Here is a 9,570-nt window from a genome sequence, read left to right on the forward strand (position 1 = left end):
GTGACGACATTACTCGTCAATCTCTTATTATTCATAACGTTTTACTTATTAAATGCATCCCTGCCTCTACTCGCCGCCCAAAAATTCGAGGTTTCACAAGGATCACTCGGATGGGTCGTGACGGCATTCGTACTCGCAACGGTCTGTTCACGTCCGTTGATTGGTCATTGGCTCGATCGGTACGAACTGAAACGGATGTTACTATTATCTGCTAGTCTGTTTACTCTCTTTAGCTGTCTCTACTTGATCATTCTGCCGATTGAATCATTCAGTTTATTGCTCATCATTCGTGTGTTACATGGGTTCAGTTTCGGTATGATCTCTTCTTCACTGAGTTTAAGTGTCACGACGTTGATTCCTAAGCATCGTCAGGGTGAAGGAATGGGTTACTTCGTCCTCTCGATGAATCTCGCTTCCGTCCTCGGTCCTGTCATCGGATTGACGTTGATTGCTCATGATGTCATGGTCTGGTATTTCATGACAGTTGCTCTACTCGCCATCTGTTCATTTCTTTTCATGATCCGTTTACCATTGACGAGCAGTCATATTCCGCAAACGTCACCATTTCGGCTCCGTCAATCGCTTTTCTTAGACAGTCCTGTCTTGTTGCTAGCTACAAGCTTTGCGGGAATTGCGATTTCCAGTACGTCTGCATTTATCTCCTTGTATGCCGACTCCATTCACCATGTGACGTATGCCTCTTATTTTTACGGACTGGCTGCGCTCGGTATGGTCGCCATTCGTCCACTAGCCGGAAAACGGTTTGACCGAAAAGGACCAGCTTCCGTGCTTATTCCATCCTATGGTCTGTATGCGGTCGGATTTCTAGTACTTGGATTCTTTCCAACGCTTTATGGTTTGTTGTTCGCCGCCCTCATCATCGGCATCGGCTCCGCCTCCATCTTCCCAGGATTGCAGACGGTCATGCTGACGTATGCAGCTCCTGAACAAAAAGGCAAAGCCATCTCTACATTTTTCCTCGCCTATGATAGTGGCTTTGGCATCGGTGCTTTCCTGCTATCGGGCATTGCGGCTAAGACTGGATACTCGAATATGTTTTTGATCTGCAGTCTCGTCGTCGTCAGCAGCGGTCTCTTATATGTGTATTCGAGACGTTCCTCCGCTACAGCAACCAATCAGGACATCGCCTCATAAGTAAAGAAGGGACTTCTCAACGATTGATGAGAGTCCCTTCTTTTAATACATTCATTTCGTTTCTTCAACGAGCCGGTATGGTCTGCCCTTCAACGATAGGTTTCTTTTCGACGAACCGTTGTTTTTTCAGTTCAATGATTTGATCGGCAGCACGTGCGACTTCTGCTGAGTGTGTCACTGCGATGATGCAACGACTGGCATCATGCGCTAGCTGTTGAAACAAACGGATGATTTCCGTAGCTGTTTTTTCATCGAGTGCCCCTGTCGGTTCATCCGCTAATATGATTGGCGCTTCTGTCGCTAGAGCGCGCGCGATGGCAACCCGTTGTTGCTGACCACCACTCAACTGTAATATGTTCTTTTTCGAATGTATTTCATCGATCCCGACCTGTTCCAGTAACTCAAGAGCTCGTTTCTTCTTCTCCTTAATCCGTCGCCCACTCAACTCAAGTGCGACAATGACATTATCAATAGCATTCATATAAGTTAATAAATTAAAGGATTGGAAGACAGTCGCTGCATGACGCGATCGATACGTCGTCAGTCCGATTTTTCGCAATTCACGTCCTTCATACTGTATTTGTCCTTCCGTTGGTGAGTCTAGTCCACTGAGTAAACTTAACGCAGTCGTTTTACCAGAACCTGATTCTCCAAGAATTGCATAAAATCTTCCCGCCTCGAACTGCATCGATACCTCATTTAAGATTCGTTGTTGCTTTCCTGCTGATGTATACGCATACGACACCTTCGTCATTTCTAAAGTCGTCATCTGATTAATCCTCCCGCAATAAGATTTCTTTTGGATTCATTCGTAATAAGATAAGTGACGGTAATAAAACGGATAAAAAGACAATCAGACTACCGATTTGAACGACTTGTGCTAGTGTCGACCAGTCAATTTTCGTCGTCATCTCTGTAATTTGAGGAATACTAGCGAGGAGTTGTTGTCCTTGACCACCCGGACCTCCACCTGGACCTCCAAATCCATCCGTCGTAGCCGAACTTGCCGCTTCTGTCACTTCTCGGTTTAATAATTGATCGGTCATGAATTGTGATGTCATTCCTCCCGTCGCATACGTTATGAGAAACGCAACTGCCGCAATCGCAAATGTTTCAACTAATAATTGACTCATCAGCTTCGAACGTTTTTCACCCATTGCCATCAAAATCCCCATCTCTTTCCGGCGTTCACGTACAGATAACAAAATCAAAAGTGCCAGAATCAAACCACCTGCGATACTAACGAGATAGACGACTGATTTTGAGAAGGAAGCAACTTGTTCAATTGGTCCGACCATTTTTTGGTAAGCCGCATCATTCGCATCCAACGTGAACGTATCCCAGTCCACTGATGAAACCGATTTTGCTTTTTGTTTGAACGCCTCAATTTCAGACGGATCCTTTAGAGAGTAGACAACACTTGACGCACTCACTGTCCCATCCTCGGTAGCAAAGTCGGCAAGCGTCTCATTTGAAACATACATTTGATTCATCGGATCCATGAACCCCGCAGCACGGAAACTTGCGTCTGAACTCGCATCTGTCGATGAAGAAAGCCCGATGATCGTCAGTTTTTGTGTTTGATTCGTCGTTGTCGATTTCAGTTTGAATGTATCTCCTACTTTAAGGTCGTTTTCAGTTGCTAGATTTTCATCGATGACAACACTATTTTCTTTCGCATCAGACGTCAATGCTACGCCATCAACAATTTTTAATGTTCCATTCGAAAACGAATCAAGTAACTCCATATTCGTCACACCGTTCAACGAGAAGTCGGGCGTCGTCATTCCCTCTGGCATTTCACCGCCTGGTCCACCATCCGGTCCACCACCTGTATTCGTCGACTCACTTTCGATCGGTTCAATATCACTCGCGGTCGCGGTCGCTTGCGAAAGATAATTAGTCGACTTGACTGCATCTAGTTGTTCGATCGCTTCAACTTCTTTCATCGAAATTTTAACTTCTTCTGGTCTTCCTCGTTCTCCAGAAGCTTGTCGCTCCTGCATTTGTTTTTGTCGGTCGACTTGTAACGTCACGGTAGCTCCCAGTTCTTTTCTTGCTTCTTCTCCAGCTGATTTTGCAGCATTCTGAATCGCGAATCCTGATAGAACCAGCGATCCAATTACCGTTAAAATAATCAACATGATCATCGTCTTGCCCTTTCGAGCGATGATACTCTTCCCAGCCCGTTTCAAAAAATTCATATGTCCTGTTCCTCCTTTTATCGTCTGCATTCATCGTATGAAACGAATCTGTAGCTCGACTGTAGTTCAACTGTATATTGAACGAAGAAACGCTATGAAACAAAAAAATGCAGTTCTTTTCAGTTAAGAAAAGAACTGCATTTTACTTTTAATCTGAAAATAGGTAACCGTGGAATCTTCATCATGATCCATGTCCCATTCCATTACCTAATTATGCGCGAAGTTCCGCATTGAATGTTTCTTTCACTGCATCTACGACTCGTTGTTGCGCTGTCGTGATTTCTTCATCGACTAACGTCCGTTCCTTGTTTTGATAACGGAGGGAGAAAGCGAATGATTTTTCATTCTCTCCGACGTTCTCACCCGTATAGACATCGAACAATTCGATCGTCTGTAAAAGTGGACCGGCTGCTTCCGTCATGACATCGACGATGGATTGCGCCGTCACTGATCGCTCGACGACGATTGCTAAGTCACGTGTCATCGATGGGAAACGTGAGATTTCCGAGTAGACCTGTTCCTCTTTCGAACGCAATGCCATCGCCTCTAATTCGAAGACGTACACTTCTTTTAGACCATACTGTTCTTTTGACAGACCAGGATGCACTTGACCGACGAATCCGATTGCTTCTCCATCAAGCAGAATACGTGCCGTCCGCCCTGGGTGCATCGATGGAATGCTCGCTGCTTCGAACGTCAACGTGACACCAGACGCATATGCGAGTGTCTCGACGATTCCTTTCATGACGAAGAAATCTGTTTTGACAAGTGTTCCATGGGCCCGGTGTTGTTCTGATACACCGACAGCGACGCCACCGATCATTTCTTGTTCGATCGGAAGTGTCTCAAGTGACGCATCCCGTTGCAGATAAACACTGCCGAGTTCATAAAACGCAACATCGGCATGCTGTCGTGCGACATTATGTTGTGCGACTTCAAGGAGTCCCGGAATGAGGGACGTCCGCAGTGTCGAACGTGCTTCACTGATTGGCATCGCCAGTTTAACCGGATGCAAATCTTCCCGTTCATTGAATTGCATCGCGCGTTGTTCGCTCGTCAATGAATACGTGATCGCTTGCGAAAGACCTGCTCCCTGCAGTGTCCGGCGTAAATGACGACGGTGGATGTTCCGTTTTGGTAAGAAACCACGGCTCGCTTCAGACGGTAAGCTTGAAGTCAGGGCATCATATCCATAGAGACGTGCCACTTCTTCCGCTAAATCAGCTGGAATTTTCAAATCTTGGCGGCGAGTCGGTACGCTGACCGTCAAGGCATCCCCCGATAATTCAACACCGAGACCAAGACGTTCGAGTAACGTTTGCATGACCGTTCCTTCAATTTCCATACCAAGACGATGATTGATGTACGAGACACTCGCTTCAATCAAATGATCGTCAAGCTCGAGCGTTCCGGCTTCAGCGACACCGGCTTGAACCGTTCCACCCGAAAGTTCAGCAATCAAAGCTGCAGCACGATCGAGTGCTAACAAGACACGACGTGGGTCGACACCTTTTTCAAAACGCGCACTCGAGTCAGAACGGAGTCCAAGAACACGGCTCGTCTTCCGGACAGAAATCGGTGCGAAATAAGCAGACTCTAAAATGATCGATGTCGTATTTCCGTCCACTTCGGTATTTGCTCCACCCATGACTCCAGCAAGCGCGACCGGGCGTTCTCCGTCTGTAATGACGAGCATCGAAGAATCAAGTGTCCGCTCGACTTCGTCTAACGTCGTGAATGACTCCCCTGCACGTGCTTGACGCACGACGATTTGTTTCCCGAGTTTTTCGGCATCGAATGAATGAAGCGGCTGACCTGTTTCAAGTAAAACGAAGTTCGTGACGTCGACAACGTTGTTGATCGGACGAATGCCATTTGCAATCAAGCGGTTTTTTAACCAAGTCGGTGATTCTTGAATCGTCACCCCTTGGATTTCTCGAGCCGCGTAGAACGAACACTCCTCTGAATCAAGCGTTACTTCTACTGTCGTCGCTGGCTCTGCTTCTTTGACTTCAACGACCGGGAAAGTCGGTGTCGTGTCATAAAGCGCGGCCACTTCGTGTGCGACACCATACATGCTGAGACAGTCCGACCGGTTCGGCGTTAACCCAAGTTCGAGGATTTCATCGCGTAGACCGAGTAATTCTAGAACATCTTGTCCCGGTGTGACTGGTTCACGGAACGTGTGGATTCCGTCTTGCTCATCTTCTCGGATGTATTTCTTTTCGAATCCGAGTTCTTCGAGTGAACAAATCATCCCTTCCGAGACGACACCGCGCAATTTGGCACGTTTGATTTTAATCCCTGGCAAGCGGGCTCCGACACGCGCGACGATGACATCTTGTCCTGCTTCGACATTCGGTGCACCACAAACGATCTGGACCGGTTCGTCTTGTCCGATGTCAACTGTCGTGACGTTCAATTTATCTGCTTCTGGATGTTTTTCTTTCGTTAACACACGTCCGACGACGATGTTGTTTAACGCTTCATCCCGGACATCGACGCCTTCGACTTCGATTCCGCTCTTAGTAATCAAATCAGCCAGGTCTTGTCCTGATGTATGACTGACATCCACATATTCGTTCAACCATTGTTTTGAGACTAACATCTGCGTTCCCCCTTAAAACTGTTCGCTGAAGCGAACGTCATTCGTATAGAAGTGGCGAATATCATCGACACCGTATTTCAACATGGCAATCCGTTCGATGCCCATCCCGAATGCAAAACCTGACATTTTCGTGCTATCATATTCGGCCATTTCGAGAACGTGAGGATGAACCATTCCAGCACCTAGAATTTCAATCCAACCCGTCTGTTTACAGATGTTGCACCCTTTACCGCCACATTTGAAGCACGAAACGTCGACTTCGACGGACGGCTCCGTGAATGGGAAGAAACTTGGGCGTAAGCGGACTTCACGTGCTTCACCAAACATCTGCTTCGCGAAGGCTTCAAGCGTTCCTTTTAAGTCAGCCATCGAAATCGATTCTCCGACGACTAGTCCTTCGACTTGCATGAATTGGTGCGAGTGCGTCGCATCATCTTCATCCCGGCGATAGACTTTACCTGGGCAGAGAATACGGATCGGTTCCCCTTTAGAAGCGAGCATCGTCCGCGCTTGGACTGGTGACGTATGCGTTCGCATCAAAATTTCTTCCGTGATGTAGAATGAATCTTGCATATCACGTGCTGGGTGATCCTTCGGTAAATTCAACATCTCGAAGTTGAAAAGATCTTGCTCGACTTCTGGACCTTCCGCAATCGTATAACCGAGTCCGACGAAGATGTCTTCGATCTCATCTGACACCTGTTGCAAGAGGTGCGCATGACCGACCTTTTTCGGGCGTCCTGGTAATGTGACGTCAATTGCTTCCGCTGCCAGTTTCGCATCCATCTCCTGCTGTTTGACAGCTGTCAAACGTTGTTCGAGTTGCTCTTGGATCGCTTGACGAACCGCATTCGCGATCTCACCGACGACTGGGCGGTCTTCCGCTGATAGCTTACCCATTCCTCGTAATACTTCCGTGATTGGTCCCTTTTTCCCGAGATACTTGACTCGGACGTCATTGAGATCTTTTTGTGTTGTTGCCTGATCGACTAATGTCAACGCTTCATCGCGTAATGCTTCTAATTGCTCGAGCATCTTTCCCACTCCTTTAGTTGAAGATATAAAAAAACGTCCCTCCGGCAAATGCCGAAGGGACGATGTAAACACCGTGGTACCACCCTTGTTTGACTTTTCAATCGAAAAGTCCTCCAATTGCGCGATAACGGGCGCATCCCGTCACGATCTCTCGTGCGACTCCGGAGTGAATTCGGTTAGCAGATTCACGAAGCAGTTTTCAGTCTATGACTGCCTCTCCCTGATTGAATCATTCCCTAACGTACTCTGTTCCATCAACGTCCGTGATGTATTCCTGATGTTCACTTTAGCATGAACGCCTGTCGGTTTCAATCCACGCTTGCAAAATAATAGAGCAAAATGCCTGCTGCTACTGCCGCATTCAATGACTCCGCTTTACCACGGATCGGGATGTAGGCACGCTCATCACAGTAAGAAAGCAACTCTGGCGCCACGCCTTGTGCTTCGTTCCCGATAATTAAACCGAGAGCATCCATCGGTGCGATCCCTTGATAAGACGTCGCTCCTTCTAACGCCGTGCCGATTACCGCAATCCCTTGTTCATGCAAGGCATTGACTGCCTCTTCGAGTGGCATTGCGATAACAGGTAAGTGAAATAGCGATCCTTGTGTCGCACGGATGACTTTTCCGTTATAGACGTCAACCGTTCCCGGTCCGACGACGACACCATCGAATCCAGCTGCGTCAGCTGTTCGAATCATCGTCCCGACGTTTCCGGGATCCTGCAAACGATCGAGTAGTAAATAACGTCCTCGCTCTAATTGTACCGAAGCTTGTTTCATCTCACAGACAGCGAAGATACCTTGCGACGTTTCCGTCTCAGCCAGTACTTTGATGACGGCTTCATCGATCGTAAAGACATCGGCGTTCCGTTTCCAAGAACCGGGTACTTGATACAATTCACGCACGATCAATTCCTTGACGATTCCAGCGCGAACAGCCTCTTCAATCAAGTGTTCTCCCTCAATCAAAAAGCGATTCGTCTGCAGACGTCCTTTTTTCGTTAAGAGTTTTTTCCATTGTTTAACGATTTCGTTCTTTGCTGATGCGATGTGCTTCATTGTTATATTACCCCTCGTAGATCGCTTGGACAGTCTCCGCATCAAGACGTTTTGTCACAGCAACGACTAAATCGACGGCTGCTTCGAAATCGGCCTTATGCATGATTGAGACGTTCGTGTGCAGATAACGAATCGGTACAGTCAATGCAAGTGATGGAACACCTGTATTCGATAAATGGAACTTCGCTGCATCCGTTCCGCCACCTGGTGTTAAGTCCAGTTGATACTTGATATTTTCTTCTGTTGCGACTTTCGTCACGAAATCGATCAATCCGCGATGTGCGATCATCGACGCGTCGAACATGATGACTTGAACGCCTTCACCTAATTTCGACAATGCTTCACGATCGGTCATTCCTGGCGTATCACCCGGGATACCTGTATCGACAGCAAAGGCGATCGATGGTTTAAGCAGGTGTGCGACAGTTTGAGCCCCGCGTAACCCGACTTCTTCCTGAACAGTCGCTCCTGCGAAAATCGTGTTCGGATGTCCGTCTGCTTTTAAGCGTTTGATTGCTTCGATTGCGATGGCACAACCAATCCGGTTGTCCCACGCTTTTGCCATCAAGAAGTTCTCATTTTTCATCACAGTAAATTCGCAATGTGGAACGACCGTATCACCCGGACGAATTCCCCAGCTGTCGACTTCGTCTTTCGATGAAGCACCGATATCGATGAACATCTCTTTAATGTCGACCGGCTTATTGCGCGCTTCCGGTGGTAAAACATGAGGTGGTTTTGCGCCGATTACACCTGGGATGACTTCACCAGATGATGTCACAATATTCATACGCTGCGCCAAGAGGACCTGACCCCACCAACCGCCGAGTGGTTGGAAACGAAGGAATCCTTTTTCATCGATCTTCGTGACCATGAATCCGACTTCATCCATGTGACCAGCAATCAATACACGTGGTGCATCTTCACCTGCGCCTTTATGTTCAGCAAACAGACTACCGAGACCATCTTGGTGGAATGCTTCTGCATGGGGTTCTAGATATTCACGCATGAGGCTCCGGACTTCCTTTTCATTTCCCGGTACACCTGTTGCGTCCGTGAGACGTTTTAGCATATGTAATTGTTCATTCATCTGATTTCCTCCTTAGTAACCGTTGTCTTGTCGTACATGGTTTGCTTCATTTTTAGAAATGTAAGCCTTGAAAATCATATCCTGTGTAAAACCTAGTGTAGCACCTAATGCAAGGTATGCACCAATCAAAACATCATAACTTTGTTCCGTCCGCGAAATCGCGAAGACGTTCGTTTTATTATAGACGTCTAAAAAAGCATCCGTTGCCGTTAAATAGAAGTCACCTTCTGCAAAATGACTCTTCTTATACTCAAGTGCTAGACCTAGTGAGAGTAGAAAATGGACGCCATCGACATATTCCTCAAGAATTGTGACTTGAGCGGATGGTCCCTTGTTCGACCAGAACTTGAAGCAACGTGTCTCGTTCGCAAGTTCACCGAGTTCGACCAATAAGGCAAGGAGACGCTCGTCGAATTG

At 47.2% G+C, this 9,570-nt stretch carries 8 protein-coding genes; 1 reads left to right on the forward strand and 7 read right to left on the reverse strand.

What is annotated here, in order from left to right; genetic code table 11:
* The coding region (locus B4F99_RS01220; RefSeq protein WP_414651129.1) for an MFS transporter at positions 1-1,155 on the forward strand (1,155 nt) is incomplete at its 5' end.
* Between the two features lie 64 nt (positions 1,156-1,219).
* Here B4F99_RS01220 and B4F99_RS01225 read toward each other — a convergent pair.
* The 7 genes from B4F99_RS01225 to B4F99_RS01255 all read right to left on the reverse strand — a co-directional run.
* A complete protein-coding gene (locus B4F99_RS01225; RefSeq protein WP_290754866.1) occupies positions 1,220-1,924 on the reverse strand; it encodes an ABC transporter ATP-binding protein in 705 nt (234 codons plus the stop codon).
* 4 nt (positions 1,925-1,928) lie between these two features.
* Positions 1,929-3,359, reverse strand: a complete 1,431-nt coding sequence (locus B4F99_RS01230; RefSeq protein ID WP_290754868.1) for an ABC transporter permease — start codon at positions 3,357-3,359, stop codon at positions 1,929-1,931.
* A 211-nt stretch (positions 3,360-3,570) separates the two neighbouring features.
* Positions 3,571-5,967 (reverse strand): phenylalanine--tRNA ligase subunit beta, encoded by a 2,397-nt coding sequence (pheT, locus tag B4F99_RS01235; protein ID WP_290754870.1) that lies wholly within the window; start codon positions 5,965-5,967, stop codon positions 3,571-3,573.
* A 12-nt stretch (positions 5,968-5,979) separates the two neighbouring features.
* Entirely contained in the window at positions 5,980-7,002 is a 1,023-nt protein-coding gene (gene pheS, locus B4F99_RS01240; protein ID WP_290754872.1) for a phenylalanine--tRNA ligase subunit alpha, read from the reverse strand.
* Between the two features lie 308 nt (positions 7,003-7,310).
* Positions 7,311-8,096 carry a TrmH family RNA methyltransferase gene (locus B4F99_RS01245; protein WP_396209528.1) on the reverse strand — a complete coding sequence of 262 codons (786 nt, stop codon included), beginning with the start codon at positions 8,094-8,096 and terminating at the stop codon, positions 7,311-7,313.
* Complete coding sequence (locus tag B4F99_RS01250) at positions 8,071-9,153, reverse strand: M42 family metallopeptidase (protein ID WP_214852903.1); 1,083 nt, start codon at positions 9,151-9,153, stop codon at positions 8,071-8,073. Before B4F99_RS01250 ends, B4F99_RS01245 begins: the two co-directional genes overlap by 26 nt.
* 12 nt (positions 9,154-9,165) lie before the next feature.
* Positions 9,166-9,570: dUTP diphosphatase (locus B4F99_RS01255; protein WP_290754877.1), on the reverse strand; the 405-nt coding region annotated here is incomplete at its 5' end.

The sequence above is a fragment of the Exiguobacterium sp. UBA3491 genome (assembly GCF_002377745.1).
Classification (GTDB): domain Bacteria; phylum Bacillota; class Bacilli; order Exiguobacteriales; family Exiguobacteriaceae; genus Exiguobacterium_A.

Bases quoted from the DNA above. Each gene is read 5' to 3' on its own strand.
- pheS (WP_290754872.1), bottom strand. From the start codon at position 7,002: ATGCTCGAGCAATTAGAAGCATTACGCGATGAAGCGTTGACATTAGTC.
- B4F99_RS01250 (WP_214852903.1), bottom strand. From the start codon at position 9,153: ATGAATGAACAATTACATATGCTAAAACGTCTCACGGACGCAACAGGT.
- pheT (WP_290754870.1), bottom strand. From the start codon at position 5,967: ATGTTAGTCTCAAAACAATGGTTGAACGAATATGTGGATGTCAGTCAT.
- B4F99_RS01230 (WP_290754868.1), bottom strand. From the start codon at position 3,359: ATGAATTTTTTGAAACGGGCTGGGAAGAGTATCATCGCTCGAAAGGGC.
- B4F99_RS01225 (WP_290754866.1), bottom strand. From the start codon at position 1,924: ATGACGACTTTAGAAATGACGAAGGTGTCGTATGCGTATACATCAGCA.